We start from the raw sequence: 22,530 nt of genomic DNA on the forward strand, positions 1-22,530 counted from the left end.
ACATCACCGTGTCCGACAAGACCCTCTCCGTATGGAACCCCGTCAACACCGACCGCTTCCTCGTCGGCGCCCCGCATTATCCCGAGCACGTCGATGAAAGCTATTGGGAGCGCGACGCCGAGCGCATGGCGAAGGCCGGCTTCAACGTGGTCAGAATGGCCGAATTCGCCTGGCATATTATCGAGTCGAAGCTCGGCATCTTCGATTTCGACCTGTTCGACCGCGCCATCGCCATGCTCGGGCGCTACGGCATCGACACGATCATGTGCACGCCGACGGCAACGCCGCCGCGCTGGCTGACCGTGGCGCATCCAGAGATCTTGAGGGTCGACGGCAAGGGTCGGCCAATGAGCCATGGCTCGCGCCAGCATTGCGACACGGCAAGTCCGGTCTTTCGCGAGCACAGCCGGCGTATCACCAAAGCGATGGCCGAGCACTATCACAACAATCCTTTTGTGGTTGGCTGGCAGACCGACAACGAACTGAACACCAGCATGCCGGAGAGCTTTTCCAAGGCAACGCTCACTGAATTCCAGGCCTTCCTTGCCGGCAGATATGGCGAGATCGGCAAGCTCAACACGGCGTGGGGCGGCGATTTCTGGGCGACGGCCTATGACAGCTTCGACCAGGTGGTGCTGCCGATCGAGTTCGGCCCGACCTTCCCGAGCCCCGGCCATCTGCAGGATTATCACCGTTTCCTCGCCTTTTCGACGGCGCGTTTCCAGCATGACCAGGTCGAGATCCTGCGCGCCGTGAAGCCTTCCTGGTTCGTCTTCCACAATCTTGGGGGCCTTAGGGATATCGACTTCCGCGGCCAGTTCACCACCGATCTCGATTTCGTCGGCTACGACATCTATCCGATGCTCTATGATGAGTTCCAGCGGCTCGGAAATCACGCCAAGGTGCAAGCGCTGCACCTCGATATCTGCCGCGGCTTCTCCGGCAACTACATCGTGCCTGAGCAGCAGTCGGGCTTCGGTAGCCAGCCGGGCTTCTGCACGCTGACGCCGGAGCCGGGGGAGCTGCGTCGCATGGCGCTGTCCTCGGTTGCTCATGGCGCCGACGGGTTGATGTTCTTCCGCTGGCGGCCCGCCCATTTCGGCGCCGAGATTTACTGGATGGGCATCATCGATCATGACGATATCGGCCGCCACCGCTATGAGGAGGCCAAGCGCTTCGCGACCGAGATGACCGCGCTGGCGCCCAAGATCCTCGGCACCTATGTGCGCATGGATGTCGGCATCGCCGGCTCGGACTTCGACAATCAGGAAGCCCACAAGACCTATCCGATCGGCCTGCCGAGCCCGCAGGACGATGCGATCCTGCTGCACCAATATTGCTACGACCGCGGCATTGCCTGCGGCTTCATTCATCCCGAGGACGATCTTTCCAAGCTGAAGCTGCTCTATGTACCCCACTGGGTGATGTGGAAGGACGAATGGACCGAGAGGCTGAAATCCTTCGCCGAGCAGGGCGGCACCGTCGTCATAGGCGCGCGCACCGGCACGCGCAACGAAGACAATCACGTCATCCGCGAGACAGCGCCAGGCACCTCGCTGTCGCAGCTCACGGGCGTGCGTGTCGAGGATTTCGGCCGTCTCGCCGCACCCGGCGCCAACGGGCTCTTCGATGTGATGGAGCGTTCGGGCGGGCTTGTCATTCCGCCGAACAAGCCGGCGGAATCGCACCGGCGCGAACGCCGCTTCAAGATCGGCAACCGCGAACTGGCTGCCGGCTACTTCTATGAAAATCTGGCGATCGCAAGCGATGTGGAGGTGGTTGCGGCCTGGTCCAACCGCTATGCCGAGGGCCAGCCGATGGCGACGTCGCGCAAGCTCGGCAAGGGGCAGGTGGCCTATGTCGGCACCTATCTCACCCCGGATCTGACGGCCGCTCTTGCCGAGCGGCTGTTTGCGCCCGTCGGCATCGAGCCGCTGATCGGCGACCTTCCCGAGGGCGTCGAGGTGACCATGCGGATGAATGACCACTGCCGGCTGCTGTTCATCCAGAACTATATCGACCAGCCGGCCGCCATCGGCGGCGTTCCCGCTGGCCGTGATCTCCTCGATGACGAAAAGCCCGTTGCCGGCAGGCTCGATCTTGAAGGCTACGGCTGCGCGATCATCGAGCTCGCGGGGTGAGGCGCTTTCACGCGCAAGGCAGAGGCGGCGGCTAACCTACCTTGATCCGATCAGGGTCGGTTAGCGAGCGGCTCGCGCTCTTCATCCGCCTGGTTGAGCGTGTGAAAATACGCAAAAAAAGAGCATTTCCGCACTCAAACAAAACGGAAATGCTCTCTTAATTTAGTGCAGAGCTATACTTGTCAGCTCCACACTGCTCGCACCTGAAATCGCGGCTATTCGTCTGATGTCGCCGGCGCGGCGTTCTCCAGCGAGGTGCGGATTTGATCGATCTTCCCGTTTGCTTCGCCAACCCCGAGGATGGTTTTGGCCTGGCTCAAAACCGCCGGACTGACTTCACCGGTTTTCGTTGCGGAAGCCAATGCGTCCTCCAGCGCCTCGTCCCCCAACAGAGGGTCATCGGCGGCAGGCTCGATTCCATTGTCGAGTTCATACTGGGCATAGGCCACGGCGTAGGCGGCGATAGCCGTCATGCGTGGGTCCGACGTATGCATCAACGCCTTGTAGTTTCGCTTCAAGGAGTTCAGGCCCGCAAGTTGCGCCGACAGGTTCTTTTCTTTCGTGCTGACTTTGGTCTCGTCTGCCTTGACGGACTTGGACTTGCTTGCCGCCTCGGTGGATTTGCCTTTCACGCCTTGCGATTTGGAACTGCCATGGGTCGAACCGCTACCCTGGCTGCTGCTGCCATGGTTGCCACTGTTTTCACCGCCGCCGCCATGACCACCGCCGCCGCCATTGCCCCCACTGTTGCCGCCGCCGTTTCCACCGCTCTTTGCCAGTGCGGCCATGTCGATCCCGGCAATCGTTACCGGGCTTGCTGCAAGAGCCAGCGAGAGCAAGGCCAAGGACGCTAAGGTTGCCGTGCGCATCGTTTTCCTCCGAATCAGATCATTAAGCGCCGGGCAGATGCACGGCTTGAGCAGGTAGGGGAGGTTAGACGTTGATCGCCCCTTGCACATCGGACCGAGGTCCGATGCCGGTCCCGTCTATAGTCCTACACGGCTTCGTATACTTAACGATTCCTGGTCGGAACGGTCGACGGGACGGGAAGGCGGAGACCGGGGAGCCGAGGCGTAACTTCGATATTTCAGATGTTTAATTTGCCCCCGGGACCGGGCAGTCCAGGTCCCCGTCGTTGCACTTCAGGTAAACCTTGAGCGCTTCCGTGCGGCTTTGAGTCAGGCCGTCGTGGCACGAACTGTTGACGAACGGATAGGCGGTGCCACCCTGGACGGTCGAGCTTTGGAAATTGCACTCGGCGTCACGGAATGCAATCCATGCCTTCTGGGTCGCTACGAGAAGCTTGGTGGTGTCGGCATCATCCTTCAGCCGACCTTCGATCTCCTTGTAGACCTTGTTCATCTCCGCATCCGACTTCTTCAGGGATTCAGCAGCGCAGATGTTCATGTCCGACTGATTTGTCTTATCGCCGCAGTTATCATCTGCAAATGCGAAGGTTGACGTCGTCAGGACCAAAGTGGCGGACAGCAACAAAACTCTCATGATGGACCTCTTTCCGATTGAATGAATATCCAAACACCGCATGCCCCGTTGCTGGTATTAACCCCATTTCTGCTCCCTTCCATCAAGTCGATGTCATCTCGCCATTCATTTTCCATGGGTTGGTGACGGCTTCATTACCTTGGGTACGCCTTGCTGAGCGAGCACGATACATTTCAGGCTTGCAGTCCATTTTCGGTAAGCAGTATCTCGGCCATACCTTGGCACAACTGGAAACAGCTCGCCGATCCGGGAGCCGCGGGCCTGCTATCGAAAACATGTCGACTTGATGCAGGACGCTCGCTGGGTTTTGCGAGACTGTCAAACGGCGTTGAATAGAGAATCACGCCAAGCGCAAATCGACAAGCGGGTGTAACTTCTTGAGATTAGGCAGCGATTTCGCTTGCCAAGGATATTGGCTGGTGCCTTTGACGACGAGCAGGAGGTCGTCCATCTTTCTGGCTTCAATCGTCAGCTTGGCCAGGAGATTTATGCCGGAGGAATTGAGGAACTCGAGACCCGTCAGGTTGAACGTCACCTGTTTGTGCCCCTCATGGAGCAGGCCTGATATCAATGAGTAAATGGGCGCATAGGCGTCCGGTCCCGCCAGCCGGAATACGCCATCGAAATAGACCTCATTTTTCTCAGCCCATACGCGGAAGTTTTCGTCGCTGATTTCCATTCTTCGCTCACAGATTGGAGGAGGGCGGCATCGCCACGGCTGCAGTCGTCGTCAGTATGATGCGCTGGTCGTTATTCCCTTCGAATGCCCATGCCATTTTTGCATCGTAATCGCTCAGAAGGGTGAGCAACCCCAAGCCCGAACCGCTTTCTGCCGATATGGCATTGGTTTCGATTTGCTCAAGAAGAAGTTCGCCGGGGTCCCTCGATTGAAGGCGATGCAGCAGTTGCTGAAAGCGAGAAGATGTCACGCCATCGATCGTGTTCTTCACCCTTATTAAAAAAGTACCGTCGAATATGCCGGCTTCAATGAGGATCTCCCCAGGCTGTCGAAACTTAACGGCATTTTCGATCAACTCATTGCTGAGATATCCGATGTCATGATGCGCCTGCACATAGTCTTTTCTTGAACGTGAATAGGGCAGAGCCATGACCTCCGCTATAAAGTCGGAAGTCATTCCAGAGTGCTTCCATCCAAGCTGAAGCGGTCCGTCGCTTAACGTGAGGCGAGTGCTTGAATCCAGGCTTATGCCCGCCAGAGATTCGATACCATATACCGTTGGCGTCATGTCTCACCTATGTCGCACTGCGAGAAGCGTGATGTCGTCGTAAATCTTCTGCGATCCGATGAAGAGCATTAATGTCGTTACAATTCCGGCAACGACTTTCTCAGCGCTCTGGTCCTTCAAGCGCAGTGCTTCACGGCACAGACGTTCGATGCCAAAGAGTTCTCCAGCGTCGTTTTCGGCTTCTGTTACGCCGTCCGTATGCAGGAGTATGAGGTCGCCCGTCTCGAAGGTTATTTCGCGGGTTTTAATGAAGGCGGAAATATCGGCTTCCAGCCCGATCGGTATACCCAGATCCATGGTGTCTATGCGCTCGACCTCGCCGTTTGCCCGCACGACGACAACTTCCTCGTGTTGTCCCGACAGGATCATCTCTTTGCCGTCGTAGTCAAGAAACGCCAGAGTGAGATGTTTGTCGATTTTAGTTCTCACTATGTTTTTAAACAGGGCGCTGTTCAGGTCTGTGAGAAATTTGACGGCATCGGTGTTTCCTGCTTCCTGCAGGGCGCGGGCGACGGACTGAACCATCAACATCAGCACGCCGCTTTCGAGCCCGTGTCCGGTGACGTCGCCGATGCCAATCTTCAATCGGCTTCCGTTCTTCAAGACGTCGTAATAATCGCCGCCGACTTCTTCTGCAGGTCTCATATAGGCCGCGATCTCAAGGGCCTGAAACTCCTCAAGCTCCTGGTGCAGCGGAAGAACCATGAGCTGGATCCTCTCGGCAACGGCCAGCTCCGTTCCGAGACGTCGATTTTCTCGCTGGAGCTGTGCGTTCAGCGTCGAAATCTCTTCCTTTGCATCTTCGATTTGAGCTGTTCGCTCTTCGACAAGCTGCTCGAGATTTTCCGTGTGATAGCTGATCTGTTCGGCCATCCGGTTGAATGCTTCACCAGCTTCGCCGACCTCATCTTTGCTTGTTATGGCCACCCTGACCGAATAATCCTTGGCCTGGATCCGTTTGGCGGCATCTGCAAGTGCACTGATTCCGCTCGTTATTCGTTTCGAAGCCGCAAATACAGCGATCGCCACAACCAGCAGTGACATTAGGATCGCCAGGATTTGGTAGATCACGATCCGGTTGGTAGCTTCCGAAATTTTGGCTTGGGCCGCATAGAGGGAGGCCTGGATTTCTCGTTCAGGCACAACCACTCCAAGAGACATCGCCTCTTGCCGAACCGGGCCGCTGGACCAGAGATTGGTCGCGGGGAGTTTTTTGACGATAACGATATAGGGGACCTCGTTACCCTCCTGCTGCAACAACAAATGTTGGATGCCCAGTTCGCGATCAAGGGCCAGTTTTGCTATCGCAGGCTGGGAGCTTCCCTTCAGGGAGCGCTCCAGTCCGGTCACTCCGCTTCCGCTCGCATCGCTCGCAGACCGCAGACCGAGCGTTTTTTCGCCTGTGCTGTTGATCGCCACAACGTTTCCGTCGGACATTGCGAGAAATCCAAAGCCGGACTGGGCCACTTTCACATTTTCAACAGTCTGCGCGAGCTGGTCGAGTGTGATGTCCGCGCCAGCCGTCCCGGCGACATCCTTCCTGTCGGCTGTCCATAGTGGTTGAAAGAAAGAAACGATCAGTTTCCCGGTAATGGCGTCCGTATAGGGCGCTGTCTGGGTTATATCGTCCGCGACCGGCCGCGTTTTCGTATCCTTGGCCCAGCCCTGCCAGGACTCATAAAGTCCGGGAAAAAAGAAGTCCCAGAAATTGGCCTCGTTATGACCAGGATAAAGGCGGTCGAAGGTCTGAGCCTGATCGGTATAGGGCGCTGTCCTGAAGATCGGTCGTTCCTTCGATCCGATGTAATACATCTGCAGCTTTGAAGCACCGTGCTGCAGCAAGCTCGGTGCGACAAGGTCCAGAACCGCGCTGGCCTGGATATCGGTCTGAACGTCGGGTCTTGGGTTGTGGTCTTCTCCGAGCAAGTAACTCCAGACGCTGACAACGGAGACGGAGCCCGGAGCGTTCTGAGACCAGTTCGCCTTTTGATCGTAGGAGAGGCTTACGCTGCCAGGCGATGTGCGGGCGATCGCCGCGCCGACATCGGAATTACGCTCGGGATCGTCGATCTGCGCCTGGAGTACACCCGCCAAGGTGCTGACGTCGTTGTGAACCTGCCGCAGGAGCAAACTCACCTGTGCTGCGGTGGAATCGGCATATGTGCGGATGTATTCCTGGCTTGCCGCTTCAAGGCCCTGTCCGACTTCGAGGGTGGCGTCGCGCGACAGCCTCTGAACATTCCAAAGTGCCAGTCCACCGCTGACCAGCAGATCAAAGAGGACAGCGCCGCCGACGACCAAGATGAACTTTGCCCGAAACGAACCTAGTCTTGCCGGCCTCTTCGATGATCTCTCGTCCATCACAGCGGCTTTCGGCCGGAAGCTGCCCAGATCGGCCAGCCTGCATAACCCTTGGGATGAAGAGCAGCAAAGACATGATCCTTGAATCCCTGCCGGAACCTGCGAATGAAATCTGATGAGTCGCCCCGTCTGACGGCCATCTCGCCAGCATAGACATTTTCCCAAGCTTCGATCATGTCTGCAAAGTCTTGTGGATCCCCGTCAAGATTGGTGACCATAAAGCAATCGACCTTGATGTTATCGAAACCGGCGTCGGCGAGGAGATGGCGGCTTTTCGGCCCCATCTCGACATCCATGTCGAAGTACCTGAACAGTTTGGCGACTTCTTCGTAAGTCCATCTTATTGTTTCAGCATGTGGCTCGCCCAGACAATGCGAGTTTTTTTCGTTGGTGATGTAGACACGGCCGCCAGGCTTGCAGATGCGGTAAAGCTCCCTGAGCAGCATCTCGGGACGGTCGAAAATCTGCAGCGAATGTCGGCAGGTCACAAAGTCAAATTGATTGTCTCGCAGCAGCATTTGGGAAGCGTCGCCATAGGTATACTCTATCCCCTGCAGATCGAAGTCGGCCGCGACCCTGCGAGCATATTCGAGGCTGCGCGCGGAATGATCCAGCGCGACAAGGCGTGCCGGTTTAAATTCCCTCTGAACCAAAGCCGCGAAATCACCAATTCCGCAACAGATATCCGCGATAACAAGATCGCTGCGCAGGCCGTGGCGAGGCAACAGTTCACGTTCGTGCCTCCATGTCATTTTCGTCTGGGTGCGCAGAATGGGGATGAAAGTCTCATCCTCGACAAAGCTCTGGCCCGGATAAAATGCCGAATCGTAGACTTCAACCGACAGGTTTGGTTGTGCTGCCGCCAAGGTCTGGAACAACGAGGTCGACCATGCCACCACGCTCGACGTAACGATGACGATCTTCCGTTCCGGCCTGGTCCGGCAGCTTGCCGTGAGCACCTCGGAAAGGGCTGCGAATGCCGTCATGTTGATATGCGTCAGACGTTTGACATTGAGGTAAACGACACCGCTGTATTTTTCCAAACTTTCCTGCACAAGCTCGAGGGCATCGGCAATCTCGTCGGGGCTTTCCGGCCGCATCTTGCCGGACAGCAACAGCTCCTGATTTGTCGGATCAAAATGGACGTTGAAGGGGCGGGCAAGCAGGGTCATTGGAAATCCTCGGCCGAGGGGAAATCCGCGATGATTTGCATCCCGCGGGCGCCGTCTTGTTCAATTCGGATAGCGGCGCGGAATATGGTTGCCAGATCTCTGAGCAAAATCGTCCCGTCGGACTTCAGGCCAGACCCGGCGCCCGGTAGAAACTGGTGTTCACTTGATCCCATACTCGTGCTCTCGCGGTCCTCGCGGGCAAAGGCAATTCTCAGCCGGTTGAACGTCGCGCTCCGATAGAGACTGAAACTTATCCTTCCCGGCTCACCCGTCGAGCGGAAGGCAAGTTCAACGAGCTCGTTGGCCGCGACGGAAAGAAAATTCGAATATCGAGCGGGATCGCTGTGACCTTGGCCGAGAATGTCTGAGAGATATTCTGTAATCCTGTCGCAAAACTGCCATCGGGATTTGAACATCGCAACGTTCAGTTCCAGCGATACCATCGGCGCAAATGCATGGTCATCGAAGCTAGCTGCTTCCTGTTCCAATACACCCTCCCTTCTTTTACCTGGGGCGTCAGGTTGATGCATGCGATAGCTATAGCCACGGCGAAAATCGGTTGTTCACCGTGGCTGCGCGTGACTTATGGATGTTTCCGCCCGGGTGATGAATTCGCCAATCGCCTCGACCGGAAGCGGCCTGCTAATCAAATAGCCTTGCAGTCTGTCGCAACCCACACTGCGCAACCATTCCGCCTGCCCCGGCGTTTCAACCCCTTCGGCTGTCACCTGCATGTCGAGATCGTGGGCGAGGTTAACGACGCAGCGGACGATGGCCTGGCTTTTCAGATCGCTTTCGAGGTCTGTGATAAAATATTTGTCGATTTTGATCGTGTCGAAAGGGAATGTCTTCAGATAGCTGAGCGAAGAATATTCGGTGCCGAAGTCATCAAGCGAGATTCGTATCCCCAGCACGTTGAGGGTATTCAGTGTGTCGATGTTGTTGACGGTGCGCTCAAGCAGCACGCTTTCGGTTATCTCAAGCTCCAGACGGTCTGGCGGCAACCCGACCAGGTCCAACGTCTGGGAGATCCGATCGGTGAGGCCGCTTGTCAGGAATTCGGCTGGGGACAGATTGACGGCGACGATATAGTTTTGCGGCCACTTCATCGCCTCGCGACATGCCTGCTCCAAAACCCACGCGCCTATTTCCGGCATCATTCCATCGGCCTCGGCCATCGGAATAAATGCCGTTGGCGGGATTTTTCCAAGGAGGGGGTGATGCCATCTCAGCAATGCTTCGAAGCCGACAATGCAACCGCCCTCGGCGATGGGTTGGTACTCAATAGAGAATTGTTGTTGGACCAGGGCCATGCGAAGGCTGCGGCGCAGCAGTTCGCGTTGTTCCAGCAACTCAAGCATTGAGGGATCAAACGGTTTTGCGCGCCCGCGCCCGTCCTTCTTCGCGGCGTAGAGTGCGACGTCGGACGCCTTCATCAGCTGCTCCGGAGTTGTACCATCCGGTGGAGCAGCAGATATGCCGATGCTGGTACCGACAAATAGCGCGATGCCATCTATCGTGAAGGGCTTTTTGAATGCATCAACCAAAGCTTCCGCTAGCCGATGCCCCTTGGCGGGATGTCCTAGGCCCCTTGATATGACGGTGAATTCGTCACCCGCCAGTCGATAGGCTCTGTCGTCCCTGGTAAGGCACTCTTGAATGCGGCTTGCAGCGAGCTGAAGAAGCTTGTCGCCGGCCGGATGCCCAAGCGTGTCGTTAACAGGTTTGAAATCGTCAAGATCGAGTTGCATCAGGGACAGAGTCTCGTCCGAGCCCGCAGTCTCCCGTAACAACACAGCGAGGTCCTCGCTGAACTGGCGCCGGTTCGGCAGTCCGGTCAGCGGATCGTGGGTGGCCAGATGCAAAAGGGTCGCGCGCTCATCGTCAATGTGTTCCTCGGACCGAACCACGGCGTAAAGATCTCCGATCCGATAGATCGTCAATCCGTGCGATCCAGGCTCGCCAAGATCGCCCGATATTCGCAAAGGCTGTGCACTGTCACCCAATGAGCCCAAAGCGAGCGTAACCGCCAATTCGTCCAGTTCCGGAAAATGCTCCCAAAACGACGCTGCCGGTTTGACGGAAGCAGGCAGCTCATTGCCCAGCAAATTTTCGACGGGATTGAAATCGCGGTCAAAAAACAAAAGCCGGTCGATCGAGCTTGAAGCTTTTGCCTCTGTTTGTCCGAGCGCCGAGGGGGCCGCACGAATTTTCCGCATGTCCGAGGCCCTCCCTAGTCTCATGTCATAACCAGATATTGTAGCAAATCAGCTCCCACACAACTTGTGCACGCCAAGATTTACATTAGGCATTTCTGATTAACAATCCCCAACCTCTGCCCAACTCGCTCACGGGTGGGCTTATGCCACGTCTTTATTAGCGCGACCCATTTGCATCCTTGGCGGCGACCCTTCGATGAGCTGCGGGCAGGGGATCTCACGCGCCCGATCCGCACTCCGTCATGAACCAGTCGATAAAGCGGCGGACCGGCTTTTTCGCCCAGCTGTTCGATATGACGTAATAGCCCTGGTTCTCTGCCGTCGCGATGTCGGAGAGTACCAGCAGATCGCCGCGTTGGATCTCGCGGCGGAACACCTCGACGGGGCAGAGCGCCACGCCATGGCCGGCGATTACGGCCGTCGCCAGCATGTTGAAATCTTGGAATATCGGCCCTCGAATCGGCTCCGGCGCTTTCCGGCCGGCCTTGCGGAACCATTCCTTCCAGCCATCGACGGATTCGTCGTGCATCAGATCGGCGCCGGCGAGCGAGACGTCGCCGATCGTCCAGTTGCGTTTGGCAAGGTAATGGCGGCTGGCGACAGGCTGGTTGCGGCGGGAGAAGAGCAGGCGGCTTTCCCTGCCGCCGCTCAGATCCTCGCCCATGGTGATCAGCACGTCCAGGCTCTCGTCGTCGAAACGTTCTTCGGCGCGGGCATAAACGATCCTGACGTCGAGATCGGGGGCGCTGTCCTGGAAGGAGGGCAGGGCCGGAACGAGCCAGCGCGATGCGATTGAGGGAATGCAGCCGACGGTGATGGCGCGCATGTCGTGATCGCGCCGCATATTGCCGGTCGCATGCGCGATCGCCGCCAGCGATCCGGAGACTGCCCGGTAATATTCGCCGCCGGCTGCGGTCAGCGTAATGCCGCGGCCCGATTTCTGCAGCAGCTTGCGGCCGAGCCAGGTTTCCAGATGCTTGATCTGATGGCTGACCGCCGCATGCGTGACGTGCAGCTCGTCGCCGGCTTTCGAAAGGCTCATCAGCCGGGCCGTGGCTTCGAAAGCGCGCAAAGCGTTTAACGGCGGCAATTGCATTTGTAAAATTTCCTCACAGATGACGCAGAAATCATCATTTGAAAATGCCAGTGATTTCAATAGCTAATTGTTGCGGGCGATGAAAATGAATCATCGCTGCATCTTCAATAAACTATCAGGAGAATCAGCAATGTTCGTCAGAAATCTGAAGGAGGTGGAGCAGACCGAGCGTTTTGTCGACTGGGGCAACGGCACGAGCCACCGCCTGCTGACCAAGGACGACGGCATGGGCTTTACGGTATGCCATACCGTCGTCCGCGCCAATAGCGAGGCCCTGCTTCAGTACCGCAATCACCTGGAAGCCTGCTATTGCATCAGGGGCGAGGGTGAAGTGGAGGATATGGACGGCAACGTCTTTCCGATCCGCGCCGGCGATATCTATGTCCTCGACAAGCACGACCGGCACTATCTGCGCGGCGGGAAGGATCAGGATCTCGTTCTCGTCAGCATCTTCAATCCGCCGCTGGCGGGCACCGAGCGGCATGACCTGAACAACAAGAGCGGGTCGCAATACTGAGCGAGCAGTCGTCGTTTAAGGGAGAAGCAGCGCCCTGCAAATGGCGGGCACTGCTTTCGGCGCGAACGCGTTAGCGGCGCCTAAAGTGCAGTGCGCAGCCTATTGCTGCGGCTGCTGGCCCGGCGGCGGCGTGCCGATCTTTTCCAGTACCTTCTTGGCCAGAGCCGGGTCGCTCTGCGCGGCCGTCAGGATCGAGGAATATTCCTCGACGGAGATGTCGGGAGAGGCTTGGACGGTATCGACCATCTGCTTCTTGGCTTCTTCCTGCAGTTGTTGCTTGGCAGCCTCGTCCTTCGTCGCGCCGATCTTGGCCGAATATTCCTGTCTCACCTTGTCGACCTGCAGATAGGCAACGGCGAAGGCTTCGATTTTCTGGTCGCTGACGGGGGCGGTCGCACCGCTCCCGGGCTGTCCCTGCATCGGCGGCTGCGCCTGTGCCGGGGGCTGGGCTTGTGCCGGCTGCTGTTGCGCCTGGGCGATGTCGACAGCGGATGCCGGGCTGAAAGCAAGCAGACTGAAGACCGCAACGCTCAATGTTGCGACAGATGTGTAACGAGTGATCATATTCGTTCCTCTTCAAGTGCATGATTTGATCGGCAGCAAGACCGCCTCGGTCGATCGCTCAGCCACTCGAAGGCCGGGCGAGGTCGCGACGATGGAACCTTTAAGAGGGCACGGTGCGGCGGTAACGGGGCGATTTTCTGACGATTGAGCGGCGGCTTTGTGACCGCCGGCCTGTTGGCACGTGCGGAAAATTCAAGTCATTGCCGCTGTGATACCCCGACTTTCGACGGCGTTCATCGCCTATCCGGATGCAGAAATGCCGCCAGGAACGTGGCGACGGCCGCCTCGGCGTGGCGGTAGATCTGCTGCCTGGTCGGAATGGCCGCATCGCCCAGCATCATGACCCGGTTGACGGGGTCGGCCATCACCAGCCAGTTGAACTGTGATGCGGCCACCGTTGCATCGGAGAACTGCAGCAGCTTCTTGTCGGCTAGTTGCCAGCGAACGGATGTTGCGGGCGACCTCCGTTTGTCTGGTTAGGCTTCGGCTAAAGCAATTTAGCAAACACCGCGCGGGAGAGCTTGTTTCGCAGCGCAGCCGCTCTATGTCCTCTCCCGTTTCAGCATGAGATCTGCAGGCAGTATTCACCGTAAAACCGGGCGCCGACGGCGTTGTCCGCCGGCCGGCTTGAAGGAGCTGGGCAATGAAAATTCTCATGGTTCTCACATCGCATGATCAACTGGGAAACACCGGCAGAAAGACGGGCTTCTGGCTCGAGGAGCTCGCCGCTCCTTACTTTGTTTTCCGTGGCGCCGGGGTCGAGATCACGCTCGCTTCGCCGAAGGGCGGCCAGCCTCCGCTCGATCCGAAGAGTAACGAGCCAGCATTCCAGACGGAAGACACGCGACGGTTCGAGCGAGACCAGGCGGCAACGGCTGCGCTCGCCAACACCCTGAGGCTGTCCGAAATCAAGCAGTCGGACTATGACAGCGTGTTCTTCCCCGGTGGGCACGGCCCACTTTGGGACCTGACGAACGACCGCAATGCGCTGTCGCTCATCGAGGATATGCTTTCGGCGGGAAAACCTGTGGCGCTCGTTTGCCACGCACCGGGAATCCTGACGAATGTGAAGGCGCCGGATGGAAAGCCTATCGCCAAGGGCCGGGCAGTCACGGGGTTCACCGATTCCGAAGAAGAGGCCATGCACCTGGTCGAAGTCGTTCCCTACCTGCTCGAGGACGTGCTGAAAGAGCAGGGCGCAAAGTTTTCGAAGACGGCGGATTGGGGCGTGCATGTCGTCCAGGATGGCCTGCTGATCACCGGCCAAAACCCTGCCTCGTCAAAACAGGGCGCCCGGACGCTGCTTGATGCCTTGAGAAAGCAGGCCGCGGCTTAAGCGCTTCAGCCCTTGGGAACGATTGCAACCCGGGGAGGTCGAGATTTCCTCATTCGGCTTGTGCCACCCCCCGCAGGCGCGTCTCGACGACGTCTGCGCACGACGGCGAGGCAGAGCCAATCGCAAACGTTCGAACACGGGATGGGAGGCACGTGACATGACCAGGAAATATGCGGGTCAATGCGCCTGCGGCGCAGTGAGATTTGCCTTCGATACCGACCCGAACCTTGTCGCCAACTGCCATTGCCTGGACTGCAAGAGGGCGACGGGCGGCGAGGCCGCCACGTTCTTCGCCGTGCCACAGGAAGATTTCACCGTGATCAGCGGCAGCCCGAAGGCGTTTCATTACATCGCCGATTCAGGCAAGGGGCTCGACCGCAGCTTTTAATTTTTCTTGAAGAAAAATTCGATCCGGTGTCGGATCGCCCATGCCACGCCCGTCCTAGGTGCGTCCATTCCGTCCATTCAAAAGGATTACGACCATGCCGAGTACCATACGCCTGCACCGCGTTCTGGCGACCAGCCCGGAGAAAGTCTATCGCGCATTCCTGGAGGCGGACGCGCTTGCCAAGTGGCTTCCGCCGAACGGCTTCCTCTGCACCGTGCATCATTCGGAGCCGGTTGTCGGCGGCACGTTCAGAATGTCCTTCCGCAATTTCACGACGGGCAATAGCCACGCCTTCGGCGGCGAATATCTCGAGCTCGTCCCCGGCGAACGTCTGCGCTACACCGACAAATTCGAGGACCCCAACCTGCCCGGCGAAATGGAAGTCACCGTGACGCTAAAGAAGGTTTCGGTCGGCACCGAGGTGGATATCGTGCAGGCAGGCGTGCCTGACGTCATCCCGCCCGAGGCTTGTTATCTCGGCTGGCAGGAGTCGCTGCGAAACCTCGCGAGAGTCGTCGAACCCGACATCCAGGAATAGCAAGAGATCGCGCCGGATTGCGACGATCCGGCTGAGATCATCTGATGCCGCGTTTGGCCAGGGCGTTGCGGGCGGCCGCAGCGCCCCAGTCGTCGGAAAGGTCCTGCCCTTCGATTTCGGTTTCGGCGATCGGGGTCGCCCGGATCAGCGGTACGGAGCCGAAAGGCAGGCCCTCGATGCGCCCGGGGTCGCGACTCAGCATGATGCGGGTCATCGGGCGGTAATCCTCGGTCAGCCGGCAGAACAGGATGGCGCCGTGCTTCTCGACATCGCGGGCGACACGATAACCGTCTGCCACGAGGTCGCCGATGTTGATCAACAGGTTCGCCCAGTTTTCGATCCCGGCCTCATCCAGTGTCGCGGCGTCGAATTCCATGAAAAGCTCGCATTCGACGCCGTTTTCCGGCTCGGATATGCCGGCCCAGGGGGTCGACAGCCCGTCGGTGGCAAGTGTCAGCCTTCCCGGCGCATGGATGGCGAGGATGCGGCGATGCGGGCCGAACCATTTTGTCTGGGCGTGAATATTGGCCGTTCCGCGCTCGACGGCGAAGTCCTCCTGCAGCGTGCCGCGGCTCTGCCAGAAGGCGCGCCGCGCGGCGGCAGCGGTCTCGTAGATCGGGTCGTCGGGGCCGCGCGGTACGATCGTTTGGTCATAACTGGTTTCGAGCGTGATCTTTGCCTGCATGAAGGGAAATTTCGGCTTCTTCCAGCGGATCACCACCTTGTTGAAGCGTGGCCCCCCTGAGGCATCGAGCTTTTCGACGACATCCGCGATGATGTCGAGCGGATGTCTGGAATCCTCCGGGACATGCTTTCCCTCGGCATCGAGGTAGCCGCCCGTCCGGGAGGAGTGCCCCGCCTGCATCGTGGTGGCGGCCCAATTGCCACTGACCGCGCCTGCCGGCGCCCTGCCGAGAGCCGGGGCAAGTTCCCGGATCGCATCGTCAATCGAATAGGATGTCACGTCGCCCCTCCGCCTTCGCCCAAAGATCGTATCCCGCGGCCGCTCGGCCGCGAGCAGAAGCTAGCGCGGAGGCGTCGCCGATCAATAGCGGCTGGATCGATCGGCGCGGGCAGGGTGGTGCCGGACTTTACGGGAATTGCTCTACGCGCCGCAGAGCTTCCTGAATGCTCTCATGGCGGCGGTGGCGCGCGCGCGGATATCTTCGTCCGGCGGTTCGGGCAGTGTGCGGTTCACCCGCCTGATCTGCAGATCGCCGATCAGCAGGCTCAGAAACCATTCGGCCGCCACACCTGCGGATGGCGCCGCCAGCGCTGCCGTTTCAAGGCCGCGGCCGACCAGCTTCTCGATCAGCGGAAAGATGCTATCGCGGCCGGCGGCGGCGATCGTCGCTCCCAGTTCGCCGCTTTCGTCGGCGGCGGCGGCCCGGTTCAGGGAGATCGCCTTGTCGCCGAGCAGCATCGAAAGCAGGATCGGCGCGACATGCGCGAGGGTTTCCAGGGGATCCACCTCGTCCCTTATCGCCGCATCGAGCGCGGCTTTCGTCGCCCTGGCATTGCTTTCGACCATCGTCTTGAAGAGGCCATTCTTGTCGCCGTACCAGCGATAGAGTGTTTCATTGGAGGCGTTCGCCGCCTTGGCGATATCGAGCATCGATGTGCTGCGGTAGCCTCTCTCCTTCAGAAGCTCGTAGGCCGCCATCTCGATCTCGGCTTGACGCCTGGTTTTCGTGTCTTCCCGCATTCCGGCCACTCGTATCGTCTTGACGATAACCGTACAATATTATACGCCTGTGTAAATGCGTACAAGATAGTACGCATTTGGAGAAAAGCGATGCGCAGCACGGTTCTGGGACTGTCGGTAACATCGGTCGTCTTCTCAGGCGCGATCTTCGGCTTCTTCTACGCCTGGGTCTGTTCGACGATGTGGGGGCTCGATCGGGCCGATCCGCGGGTGGCGATCGCAGCCATGCAGGCGATGAATGCGTCGGTCCGCAACGCGGTGTTTTTCCCGGCCTTCTTCTTGACGCCCGCCGTTCTCGGGCTGACTGCCGCAGCCGCGCATTTCAGCGGCCGCGGAGCGGCGGCTTTCTGGTTCTGCGCGGCGGCGGCCATCTATCTGGTTTTCGGGCTGATGCTCACATTCACGGTCAACGTGCCGATGAACGAGGCACTGGCCGCGACTGCCGTTCCTGGCGACATCGCGGCGGCGCGGGATATCTGGCTGGACTATTCGCAGCGATGGCAGGTCTGGAACCAGGTGAGGGCGCTGGCTTCCGGAATAGCCCTGGCTTTTGCCGCTTTGGGAGTGGCAAGGCTATGACGCTTCGGGGTTGACCCGAGGGATGTCACAGGCATCCAGCCACGGCGCGTCTGCGCCGTGAATGAAGTAATCCGCAAAAGGATTCTTTCGCGTGGCGGCGGAAACAACTCAGTTGCTTCCGTCATTCGGCCGCGCTTTGGCGCTGTCGTTGGTGGTCGACGAGACGGTTTTTCCGTCCGGTTGCTGCCCGAAATAGGTGCCGCCGAGATGGCCGCCGGCGCTGGTGTTCTTGACCTGCTGTTCAGCGCGTTTCTGAAGTTTACGAACGTTGGTCTTGCTCATTTTCGGTTCCATGTTTGTGGTGGACCTCTGGTCAACCGATAGCGGACGACACTGTTCCATATTTTCTGCGGGAACCCATCGCCTCGCGGCCAGTTTATCCGCCATGAGATTCCTCGCCGTCATCATAACCGGTCTGGCGCTCGCAGCACCTGCGGCGCACGCCTTCGCGCTCCTAAACAAGATCGGGATGGCGAAGGCGGACTATTTCATTGCGCAACAGGCCTATGCGGGATGGTGGATCGTCGGTCTCCTCTTGCCGCTGGCGCTTCTGGCGAATATCGGCAATGCCGTGGCACTCGGGGCTGATGGAACCGCCATGATGCTGTCGGTCGCGGCAGCGGCGCTGATCGCGCTCAACCTCGTCATCTTCATGGTCTTCACCCAGCCGGCGAACGCGGCGACGGAGAACTGGACCGTGCAGCCGGAAAATTGGGAAAGCCTTCGCGCCCAATGGGAATATTCGCACGCGGTCAATGCCGCAGTCACCTTGCTTGCTTTCTGCTGCGCAACGCTCGCCTCGCTACGCTAAGCCGCTTTACGCGAAAGTGTTGCCGCGGGAACAGTTGATGATCTTTTCGGTTTTCCTTGTTCCAACCAAGGAGGAACAACGATGGGCATGACGACACCGAAAGACGGCGCCCCCGGCACGACCGACCAGTCACCCCGCTGGGAAGGCCCGAAGGGAAATAAGCCTCGTGGCTACATGAAGGCCAAGGACGATCCGGATCGCGACCGCGACGCGCATGGCGAAAACAATCGCGACCCCGAGACCAGAGATCTCGGCGACGCGCTGAAGCAGAAGGGCGATTGACATGGCCAACCCCGAGAAAGACGCGGCCGGCCAGTTCGCCAAGTCACGGGCCGACCGGGAGAGCAGCGGCGTCGCCAGCGCCAAGCCGACCGTCATCACCGGCTCCGAGGATGCGACGGTGAACAAGAACTCGCCCGGCAAGAAGAAGTCTCAGAAGGATTGGGACATCAATTATGATCCAGCCGATAGGAGCGAGAGCCGAATGCGGTAGTGAGTTGACTCCCGACGGGCGCGCCCACCTCGTCCTTCGAGGCCCCTGCGGGGCACCTCAGGATGAGGTTCTCTCTGGCGGCCGGCATCCTCCAACGCTCGGTATTAAAAGCGGCATCCGCTACGGCCCTCATCCTGAGGCGCGCAGCCCGCAGGGCGGAGCCTCGAAGGACGCGCTCCAACGCTGCTCCTTGCATTCCGTCGATTGTCGGCGCCCGGCTTCGAGGCCCTGCGGAGCACCTCAGCAAGGATGAGGCTCTCTTAAAAATAGGCCGGGTGGTCGATATCGGCGAGCAGGCCGGGTTCCTGCGGCTGCCAGCCGAGCAGGGCGCGAGTGTGCTTGCTCGATGTGGGCACATCGAAGCCGGCGAACATGGCGAACCAGCCGAAATGCTCGGCCGCTTCTTCCGGTGAGAGCGAGACGGCGGGCACATCGAGCCGCCGCCCGACGACCTCGGCGATTTGCCTGAAGGCAACTCCCTGTTCCGCGACTGCCAGGAACGGGCCGCCGACGGCGCCGCGCTCGATCGCCAGTCGATAGACGCGGGCAGCATCGAGCCTGTGCACGGCCGGCCAGCGGTTCTGCCCTTCGCCGATATAGGCCGAGACGCCCTTCTGCCGGGCCAAATCGATCAGGATCGGCACGAAGCCGTGGTCGCCATGGCCATGCACCGAGGGCGGCAGCCGGACGGTGGAGGCGTGCACGCCACGCGCGACAAGCGATACAGCGGTGATTTCGGAGGCGCGAGGGTAGGTCTCCGACGTCGGCATGGGCGGATCCTTCTCGGTGCCGACACGGCCGGGGGCAAAGCCGAGGCCGGCTGTGACCAGCAGCGGACGATCGGAGCCTTGGAGGGCTTCGCCGAGCGCCTCGATGGCGCGTCGGTCGCCGGCGCAGTTCTCGGCGAATTTCGAGAAATCATGGTTGAAAGCCGTGTGGATTACGGCGTCCGCCTCAGCCGCACCGCTCTTCAGGCTTTCCAGGTCGTCGAGCGTACCGTGATGGGCTTCGGCGCCGGCAGCCGCCAGTTGATCCGCTCCTTTGTCAGAGCGGGTGAGGCCCAACACCTCGTGCCCGGCAGCGATCAGTTCATCGACGACGGCCGAGCCGACCCAGCCGGTGGCTCCAGTGACGAATACGCGCATGTGTTATCTCCGTTTTTGCTGGAGACACATATCTGCCCTGCCTTTATCATGGTAAAGTAGTGACATTATCATGGCATAATGGCTAACAGGATGGGTGAATTCATCACCTCGGACAATCGGCTCGGCACCTATCTGAAGGATCGCCGCGTGAGGCTCGATCCCGCCGCCCTCGGCTTTGCTGGGGAGCGGCGGCGCACACCTGGACTGCGGCGCGAGGAGGTGGCAAGCCGCGCCAATATCAGCCCGACCTGGTACACCTGGCTGGAGCAGGGCCGCGGCGGGGCGCCGTCTGCCGACGTGCTCGATCGGATCTCGCGCGCGCTGATGCTGACTGATGTCGAGCGCGAGCATCTCTTCCTCATCGGCCTCGGCCGGCCGCCCGAGGTGCGCTACCACAGGAAAGAGGGCGTGACGCCCCGGCTGCAGGGCGTGCTCGATGCGCTTGACCCGACCCCGGCGCTGATCCGCACCGCGATCTGGGACGTCGTCGCCTGGAACCGGGCGGCAACCGTGCTTCTGACCGATTACGGCGCGCTGCCGCCGGAGGAGCGCAATGTGCTGCGCTTCATCTTCCTCGATCCACGCGTGCGCGCCGCCCAATACGACTGGGAAAGTGTCGCCCGCTTCGTCGTCGCCGCCTTCCGCGTGGACGCGGCCCGCGCAGGTGCTGCAGCCGAGGTCGAGCCCCTCGTCGACGAACTATGCCGTAAAAGCCCCGAATTCCTGGCGATGTGGCGCGACAACGACGTGCGCACCCACGGCGAGGGCGCCAAGCATATCCGCCACCCCATTCTCGGCCCACTCGCTTTCGAATATTCCGCCTTCCAGGTGGATGGGCGGCCGGATCTCAGCATGGTGGTGTACAATCCAGCGACGGCGGAGGATGCGGCGAAGATCAGGAGTCTGACGGGTCTGAAGTGAGCGGGTGTGTGAAGGGCGGTTTGGTTGCGTTATCGCTTCCTTGCGGCAGAGGTTCTCGGCTCTCGTTTTCGTTGCCCCGAACACGATTTCGGCGCCATTCGAGCGCAACAAGCAACCAGAACGTCAGGAAAAAATAGAAGAGGAACATCCGTATTGTCGACTTAAAGATAAGCGAATTGATGGAGTCATAAGCCCAGTACGAATATCCACGAGGTCCATCACCGAAGCCGTCGAAAAAAATCTGATGGCCAATGAGAAAAACGGTGATGAGGGCAATCCCGATCCAGGCCTTCGGCGCCGGTGGTTTTCCCTTGGGGCTGTAGATGACGATCGCGCATGCGAAGGTGGCAAAATATAAAGATAGCATCGATCGCGTAGCAAAGAATACACATTGCTGACTGTTCGAAGGCCGAAGATTTATGAACTGGTCATAGATGGTGATGTTCTGGTGCCAGAGCGCCTTCAAGAACCAAGTATCACGAAAATAACAAACGCCCTGGGTGGGAAGGCGCGGTATCAGCACCCAGGTCGCCACCGACAAAAGTACCAACGACCAGAACCAAATGCCGATCACCCTTCTTCTGCGCGCGATTTCTGGGTTGCCCTGCTCAGGCATGATGTTTTCCTTCAATCAAAGCGAGAGGTAAGTTCTGAATATCCGACTGTCAATGATGTTAAGACGTCGCCTCAATCCGGACAAATCTGCATTCATGCTGTGCATTGACGCGCGCAAGATTTGAGCCGCGCGGATGGGGATTTCAATGAATTCATATCGTGCCGCGGTCTTGGTCGCCGCTTCGGTCTTGATGGTGTTGTCGGCGTCGACGGCATCCGCCTGCAGCTGCGGACGGGCGTCCTCGAAGGACAAATTTGCAGAAGCTGATTTGATCGTGAAAGGCCGTATGAAGCTGGTGACCTTCGGCGTCGAGATTCCAGATCTGCGATCCGAAGGCGAGGCGCCACGGTTGACGCGTGGCGACTTCGAGGTCGACAAGGTGCTGAAGGGCACCTTCAAGGGCAAAACCCTCTCGGTTTATACGGGTGCCGGCATGGGGGATTGCGGGCGTCTGGGGGAGTTCCTCACCGCGGCGTTTTACTACCACAGCGACAAATTCGCCGTTTACGAATTCGGATTGTCGAAAACCGAATTTGCGGGGCAGACACTCTATTTTACGTCGATCTGCGACTATGCGAAGGGTCCGAAGGACGGTCAAGAGTAGGCGCCGAACCTCTCGTGAAAATCGCGGTCTCCGGCGGCGCGATGTTCGACCGCCGGCACCGGCCAGGTTATCCTACTTGACGACATTCACGTTGGCCACGCCCTCTTCGATACGGCCAGATTCTTCGGGAGTCCTGAGAATGAACCTGTCGCTGCCGACGTAGCCTGGCTGCGATATGTAATAGACAGCAACGCCATTCGCTTTGACTTTGTCGCATTTCATCTTCTTGCCGCCTGAATCAGCGATAACCGGCTGGTGGACAATCTCGATGCGCCCATGCTTGGGCTGCTCCACGATGTCTACACGAGGATAGTCAATAAACTTGCAGTCGCCATTGAGGTGAACGTTCTGCAGCACCGACGTCCTTTCGCCGCTGCGTGCTGTCACCCGGTGAGAATCGTGTCTGATATTTGACGTCGTCGTGCAGTTTGAAAGAGAAATTGTCGCGACGGCCAATATCGAATATGTAAAAATGCTTTTCACTGTAAACCCTCAACTTTAGCTTGAACAAACATTGAATTTTTCGGGAAGTCAAGCAGAGTACAGGCTCTGGATTGAACCTTGTTTCGCTTCC

27 protein-coding genes and 1 pseudogene are annotated in these 22,530 nt (G+C 59.0%); 11 read left to right on the forward strand and 17 right to left on the reverse strand.

Annotation, left to right across the window (positions count from 1 at the left end; all coding sequences use genetic code 11):
• Positions 1–8 precede the first annotated feature (8 nt).
• Complete coding sequence (locus GFM02_RS09355) at positions 9–2,141, forward strand: beta-galactosidase (RefSeq protein WP_168321504.1); 2,133 nt, start codon at positions 9–11, stop codon at positions 2,139–2,141.
• A 215-nt stretch (positions 2,142–2,356) separates the two neighbouring features.
• Here GFM02_RS09355 and GFM02_RS09360 read toward each other — a convergent pair whose 3' ends face one another.
• From GFM02_RS09360 to GFM02_RS09400, 9 genes are all read right to left on the reverse strand, one after another.
• Positions 2,357–3,010, reverse strand: coding sequence for a hypothetical protein (locus GFM02_RS09360; protein WP_168271303.1), 654 nt, complete (start codon positions 3,008–3,010; stop codon positions 2,357–2,359).
• Between the two features lie 226 nt (positions 3,011–3,236).
• Positions 3,237–3,644 (reverse strand): lysozyme inhibitor LprI family protein, encoded by a 408-nt coding sequence (locus GFM02_RS09365; protein WP_163876982.1) that lies wholly within the window; start codon positions 3,642–3,644, stop codon positions 3,237–3,239.
• Positions 3,645–3,984: 340 nt separating this feature from the next.
• On the reverse strand, positions 3,985–4,323 hold the full coding sequence (locus tag GFM02_RS09370) for a slr1659 superfamily regulator (protein ID WP_003541035.1): 339 nt from the start codon (positions 4,321–4,323) through the stop codon (positions 3,985–3,987).
• Between the two features lie 7 nt (positions 4,324–4,330).
• Positions 4,331–4,891: a slr1658 superfamily regulator gene (locus tag GFM02_RS09375; protein WP_168271302.1), complete on the reverse strand. Its 561-nt coding sequence runs from the start codon at positions 4,889–4,891 to the stop codon at positions 4,331–4,333.
• Between the two features lie 3 nt (positions 4,892–4,894).
• On the reverse strand, positions 4,895–7,255 hold the full coding sequence (locus tag GFM02_RS09380) for a SpoIIE family protein phosphatase (RefSeq protein WP_020050616.1): 2,361 nt from the start codon (positions 7,253–7,255) through the stop codon (positions 4,895–4,897).
• Entirely contained in the window at positions 7,252–8,424 is a 1,173-nt protein-coding gene (locus GFM02_RS09385; RefSeq protein ID WP_168271301.1) for a class I SAM-dependent methyltransferase, read from the reverse strand. The genes GFM02_RS09380 and GFM02_RS09385 overlap by 4 nt, the downstream gene beginning before the upstream one ends.
• Positions 8,421–8,954, reverse strand: coding sequence for a hypothetical protein (locus GFM02_RS09390; RefSeq protein WP_410001499.1), 534 nt, complete (start codon positions 8,952–8,954; stop codon positions 8,421–8,423). Before GFM02_RS09390 ends, GFM02_RS09385 begins: the two co-directional genes overlap by 4 nt.
• 33 nt (positions 8,955–8,987) lie before the next feature.
• Positions 8,988–10,643: a putative bifunctional diguanylate cyclase/phosphodiesterase gene (locus GFM02_RS09395; protein WP_168271299.1), complete on the reverse strand. Its 1,656-nt coding sequence runs from the start codon at positions 10,641–10,643 to the stop codon at positions 8,988–8,990.
• Positions 10,644–10,860: 217 nt separating this feature from the next.
• Positions 10,861–11,739: a LysR substrate-binding domain-containing protein gene (locus GFM02_RS09400; protein ID WP_168271298.1), complete on the reverse strand. Its 879-nt coding sequence runs from the start codon at positions 11,737–11,739 to the stop codon at positions 10,861–10,863.
• Between the two features lie 130 nt (positions 11,740–11,869).
• Here GFM02_RS09400 and GFM02_RS09405 point away from each other — a divergent pair, with 130 nt between their 5' ends.
• A complete protein-coding gene (locus tag GFM02_RS09405; protein ID WP_168271297.1) occupies positions 11,870–12,256 on the forward strand; it encodes an ectoine synthase in 387 nt (128 codons plus the stop codon).
• Positions 12,257–12,355: 99 nt separating this feature from the next.
• Here the strand turns inward: GFM02_RS09405 and GFM02_RS09410 are convergent, their stop codons facing one another.
• Entirely contained in the window at positions 12,356–12,820 is a 465-nt protein-coding gene (locus tag GFM02_RS09410; protein WP_168271296.1) for a DUF4168 domain-containing protein, read from the reverse strand.
• A gap of 233 nt (positions 12,821–13,053) precedes the next feature.
• Positions 13,054–13,239 carry a TetR/AcrR family transcriptional regulator C-terminal domain-containing protein gene (locus tag GFM02_RS09415; protein WP_281411267.1) on the reverse strand — a complete coding sequence of 62 codons (186 nt, stop codon included), beginning with the start codon at positions 13,237–13,239 and terminating at the stop codon, positions 13,054–13,056.
• 224 nt (positions 13,240–13,463) lie between these two features.
• On the opposite strand from GFM02_RS09415, the gene GFM02_RS09420 reads away from it, so the two are divergent.
• The 3 genes and pseudogenes from GFM02_RS09420 (at position 13,464) to GFM02_RS09430 (ending at position 15,082) form a co-directional block, all read left to right on the forward strand.
• Positions 13,464–14,156, forward strand: a complete 693-nt coding sequence (locus GFM02_RS09420) for a type 1 glutamine amidotransferase domain-containing protein (protein ID WP_020050606.1) — start codon at positions 13,464–13,466, stop codon at positions 14,154–14,156.
• A 157-nt stretch (positions 14,157–14,313) separates the two neighbouring features.
• A pseudogene (locus tag GFM02_RS09425) lies at positions 14,314–14,541 on the forward strand (GFA family protein); the annotation flags it as partial.
• A gap of 97 nt (positions 14,542–14,638) precedes the next feature.
• Entirely contained in the window at positions 14,639–15,082 is a 444-nt protein-coding gene (locus GFM02_RS09430; RefSeq protein WP_025395108.1) for an SRPBCC family protein, read from the forward strand.
• Between the two features lie 37 nt (positions 15,083–15,119).
• Here GFM02_RS09430 and GFM02_RS09435 read toward each other — a convergent pair whose 3' ends face one another.
• Together GFM02_RS09435 and GFM02_RS09440 are read right to left on the reverse strand one after the other, a co-directional pair.
• Positions 15,120–16,046, reverse strand: coding sequence for a hypothetical protein (locus GFM02_RS09435; protein ID WP_168321505.1), 927 nt, complete (start codon positions 16,044–16,046; stop codon positions 15,120–15,122).
• A 141-nt stretch (positions 16,047–16,187) separates the two neighbouring features.
• Positions 16,188–16,787, reverse strand: a complete 600-nt coding sequence (locus tag GFM02_RS09440) for a TetR/AcrR family transcriptional regulator (protein ID WP_168321506.1) — start codon at positions 16,785–16,787, stop codon at positions 16,188–16,190.
• 90 nt (positions 16,788–16,877) lie between these two features.
• Between GFM02_RS09440 and GFM02_RS09445 the strand changes: the two genes are divergently transcribed.
• A complete protein-coding gene (locus GFM02_RS09445) occupies positions 16,878–17,366 on the forward strand; it encodes a DUF1772 domain-containing protein (protein ID WP_168321507.1) in 489 nt (162 codons plus the stop codon).
• Positions 17,367–17,474: 108 nt separating this feature from the next.
• Here the strand turns inward: GFM02_RS09445 and GFM02_RS09450 are convergent, their stop codons facing one another.
• A complete protein-coding gene (locus GFM02_RS09450) occupies positions 17,475–17,648 on the reverse strand; it encodes a hypothetical protein (protein WP_020050601.1) in 174 nt (57 codons plus the stop codon).
• Positions 17,649–17,751: 103 nt separating this feature from the next.
• On the opposite strand from GFM02_RS09450, the gene GFM02_RS09455 reads away from it, so the two are divergent.
• The 3 genes from GFM02_RS09455 (at position 17,752) to GFM02_RS09465 (ending at position 18,670) form a co-directional block, all read left to right on the forward strand.
• A complete protein-coding gene (locus tag GFM02_RS09455; RefSeq protein ID WP_168321508.1) occupies positions 17,752–18,177 on the forward strand; it encodes a hypothetical protein in 426 nt (141 codons plus the stop codon).
• Between the two features lie 81 nt (positions 18,178–18,258).
• Entirely contained in the window at positions 18,259–18,459 is a 201-nt protein-coding gene (locus GFM02_RS09460; RefSeq protein WP_017961057.1) for a hypothetical protein, read from the forward strand.
• A 1-nt stretch (position 18,460) separates the two neighbouring features.
• On the forward strand, positions 18,461–18,670 hold the full coding sequence (locus GFM02_RS09465; protein ID WP_168321509.1) for a hypothetical protein: 210 nt from the start codon (positions 18,461–18,463) through the stop codon (positions 18,668–18,670).
• 260 nt (positions 18,671–18,930) lie between these two features.
• Here the strand turns inward: GFM02_RS09465 and GFM02_RS09470 are convergent, their stop codons facing one another.
• Positions 18,931–19,815, reverse strand: coding sequence for an SDR family oxidoreductase (locus GFM02_RS09470; RefSeq protein WP_168321510.1), 885 nt, complete (start codon positions 19,813–19,815; stop codon positions 18,931–18,933).
• 90 nt (positions 19,816–19,905) lie between these two features.
• On the opposite strand from GFM02_RS09470, the gene GFM02_RS09475 reads away from it, so the two are divergent.
• On the forward strand, positions 19,906–20,736 hold the full coding sequence (locus GFM02_RS09475) for a helix-turn-helix transcriptional regulator (protein WP_168321511.1): 831 nt from the start codon (positions 19,906–19,908) through the stop codon (positions 20,734–20,736).
• On the opposite strand, the gene GFM02_RS09480 is transcribed toward GFM02_RS09475, so the two are convergent.
• Positions 20,711–21,352, reverse strand: coding sequence for a hypothetical protein (locus tag GFM02_RS09480; protein WP_246792149.1), 642 nt, complete (start codon positions 21,350–21,352; stop codon positions 20,711–20,713). The genes GFM02_RS09475 and GFM02_RS09480 overlap by 26 nt on opposite strands.
• A gap of 145 nt (positions 21,353–21,497) precedes the next feature.
• Between GFM02_RS09480 and GFM02_RS09485 the strand changes: the two genes are divergently transcribed.
• A complete protein-coding gene (locus tag GFM02_RS09485) occupies positions 21,498–21,956 on the forward strand; it encodes a hypothetical protein (protein ID WP_205930245.1) in 459 nt (152 codons plus the stop codon).
• Positions 21,957–22,028: 72 nt separating this feature from the next.
• Here the strand turns inward: GFM02_RS09485 and GFM02_RS09490 are convergent, their stop codons facing one another.
• Positions 22,029–22,439 carry a hypothetical protein gene (locus GFM02_RS09490; RefSeq protein WP_168321512.1) on the reverse strand — a complete coding sequence of 137 codons (411 nt, stop codon included), beginning with the start codon at positions 22,437–22,439 and terminating at the stop codon, positions 22,029–22,031.
• Between the last annotated feature and the right edge of the window lie 91 nt (positions 22,440–22,530).

Origin of the sequence: Rhizobium leguminosarum bv. viciae, assembly GCF_012276115.1 — a bacterium.
In the GTDB taxonomy this organism is placed as follows: Bacteria; Pseudomonadota; Alphaproteobacteria; order Rhizobiales; family Rhizobiaceae; genus Rhizobium; species Rhizobium leguminosarum_T.

Bases quoted from the DNA above. Each gene is read 5' to 3' on its own strand.
- GFM02_RS09360 (WP_168271303.1), bottom strand. From the start codon at position 3,010: ATGCGCACGGCAACCTTAGCGTCCTTGGCCTTGCTCTCGCTGGCTCTT.
- GFM02_RS09365 (WP_163876982.1), bottom strand. From the start codon at position 3,644: ATGAGAGTTTTGTTGCTGTCCGCCACTTTGGTCCTGACGACGTCAACC.
- GFM02_RS09370 (WP_003541035.1), bottom strand. From the start codon at position 4,323: ATGGAAATCAGCGACGAAAACTTCCGCGTATGGGCTGAGAAAAATGAG.
- GFM02_RS09375 (WP_168271302.1), bottom strand. From the start codon at position 4,891: ATGACGCCAACGGTATATGGTATCGAATCTCTGGCGGGCATAAGCCTG.
- GFM02_RS09385 (WP_168271301.1), bottom strand. From the start codon at position 8,424: ATGACCCTGCTTGCCCGCCCCTTCAACGTCCATTTTGATCCGACAAAT.
- GFM02_RS09390 (WP_410001499.1), bottom strand. From the start codon at position 8,954: ATGCATCAACCTGACGCCCCAGGTAAAAGAAGGGAGGGTGTATTGGAA.
- GFM02_RS09395 (WP_168271299.1), bottom strand. From the start codon at position 10,643: ATGCGGAAAATTCGTGCGGCCCCCTCGGCGCTCGGACAAACAGAGGCA.
- GFM02_RS09400 (WP_168271298.1), bottom strand. From the start codon at position 11,739: ATGCAATTGCCGCCGTTAAACGCTTTGCGCGCTTTCGAAGCCACGGCC.
- GFM02_RS09405 (WP_168271297.1), top strand. From the start codon at position 11,870: ATGTTCGTCAGAAATCTGAAGGAGGTGGAGCAGACCGAGCGTTTTGTC.
- GFM02_RS09410 (WP_168271296.1), bottom strand. From the start codon at position 12,820: ATGATCACTCGTTACACATCTGTCGCAACATTGAGCGTTGCGGTCTTC.
- GFM02_RS09420 (WP_020050606.1), top strand. From the start codon at position 13,464: ATGAAAATTCTCATGGTTCTCACATCGCATGATCAACTGGGAAACACC.
- GFM02_RS09430 (WP_025395108.1), top strand. From the start codon at position 14,639: ATGCCGAGTACCATACGCCTGCACCGCGTTCTGGCGACCAGCCCGGAG.
- GFM02_RS09440 (WP_168321506.1), bottom strand. From the start codon at position 16,787: ATGCGGGAAGACACGAAAACCAGGCGTCAAGCCGAGATCGAGATGGCG.
- GFM02_RS09445 (WP_168321507.1), top strand. From the start codon at position 16,878: ATGCGCAGCACGGTTCTGGGACTGTCGGTAACATCGGTCGTCTTCTCA.
- GFM02_RS09450 (WP_020050601.1), bottom strand. From the start codon at position 17,648: ATGAGCAAGACCAACGTTCGTAAACTTCAGAAACGCGCTGAACAGCAG.
- GFM02_RS09455 (WP_168321508.1), top strand. From the start codon at position 17,752: ATGAGATTCCTCGCCGTCATCATAACCGGTCTGGCGCTCGCAGCACCT.
- GFM02_RS09460 (WP_017961057.1), top strand. From the start codon at position 18,259: ATGGGCATGACGACACCGAAAGACGGCGCCCCCGGCACGACCGACCAG.
- GFM02_RS09465 (WP_168321509.1), top strand. From the start codon at position 18,461: ATGGCCAACCCCGAGAAAGACGCGGCCGGCCAGTTCGCCAAGTCACGG.
- GFM02_RS09470 (WP_168321510.1), bottom strand. From the start codon at position 19,815: ATGCGCGTATTCGTCACTGGAGCCACCGGCTGGGTCGGCTCGGCCGTC.
- GFM02_RS09475 (WP_168321511.1), top strand. From the start codon at position 19,906: ATGGGTGAATTCATCACCTCGGACAATCGGCTCGGCACCTATCTGAAG.
- GFM02_RS09480 (WP_246792149.1), bottom strand. From the start codon at position 21,352: ATGCCTGAGCAGGGCAACCCAGAAATCGCGCGCAGAAGAAGGGTGATC.
- GFM02_RS09485 (WP_205930245.1), top strand. From the start codon at position 21,498: ATGAATTCATATCGTGCCGCGGTCTTGGTCGCCGCTTCGGTCTTGATG.